This is a genomic window from Micromonospora sp. 067-2, from assembly GCF_046549295.1.
GTDB lineage: Bacteria > Actinomycetota > Actinomycetes > Mycobacteriales > Micromonosporaceae > Micromonospora.
This window is the reverse complement of the sequence record NZ_JAJPWB010000021.1, coordinates 1-915: the sequence shown is the minus strand read 5'-3', so window position 1 is coordinate 915 and position 915 is coordinate 1. Positions and strand designations below refer to the sequence as shown.

The following is a 915-nucleotide window of genomic DNA, read 5'->3' as shown; positions in this document are numbered from 1 at the left end:
CCGTGGCCTCGGAGCCCTGGTGCGGGGCAGCCGCCGGGAACACCGGCCGGGCCGCCTGGGTTACATCCCCCGGAACGCCTGAGCAGGTCGCATGGATCGCCGGCGTTCTCGCGACAGCTTCCCGCACGGTCGCGGCATCCCCCGCTTTTGTGACGTGCCGTGTGGACACCCCTGATGCAGAGGAGCACGCCATCATGCGTACCGATCTGATTCGTAAGACCGCTCTGACCGCTGCTGGGCTCGCGTTCACCGGTGGTGCCATCGCCGGTCCGGTGACCGCCGCGTACGCCGCTGAGGCGAAGCCGGTGTCGCAGACGCAGGCCGACCGTAAGCCTGCCGGTGAGCGTGAGTTGGGTGTGCGGTACCAGGCGCAGCCGAACTTCTACTACTGCGGGCCGGCCGCGACCCGCAACGCCCTGTCGGTGCAGGGTAAGGACATCAGCGTGGACGCGATGGCCAAGGAGATGGGTACCACCGAGAACGGCACGAACAGCATCAACGACATCACCCCGGTGCTGAACAAGGAGACCGGTAAGGCTGACGCCTACCACTCGGTGGAGATCAGCAAGCCCGACGCTGACGCCCAGCAGACCGCCCGGTTGCGCGCCGATGTGGTGCGGACCGTGGACGACGGTCGGGCTGTGGTGGCCAACATCGCCGGCACCACCACCGACACCGACGGCGGCGTGCACTCCTTCGAGGGCGGGCACTACATCAGCGTCGTGGGCTACCACGACGGCGGTAACACCGTCACGATCGCTGACTCCGCCGACCCGAACACCGCCTCCTACGAGGTCAGCATCGAGCACCTCGCCGACTGGATCGCCACCCGCGGCTACGCCACCAGCTGAGCGCAGCACACCCGAACACCCACCGAAGGGCCGGACCCCACCCCGGGGACCGGCCCTTCGGCAC

Annotated in this window: 1 protein-coding gene; it reads left to right on the top strand. The window is 68.5% G+C overall.

From position 1 onward, the window contains the following. Positions 1–194 precede the first annotated feature (194 nt). The gene (locus tag ACLJN9_RS30505) at positions 195–851 is read left to right on the top strand and encodes a C39 family peptidase (RefSeq protein WP_410815150.1); all 657 of its coding nucleotides are present in this window, start codon (positions 195–197) and stop codon (positions 849–851) included. Positions 852–915: the final 64 nt, after the last annotated feature.

Bases quoted from the DNA above. Each gene is read 5' to 3' on its own strand.
- ACLJN9_RS30505 (WP_410815150.1), top strand. From the start codon at position 195: ATGCGTACCGATCTGATTCGTAAGACCGCTCTGACCGCTGCTGGGCTC.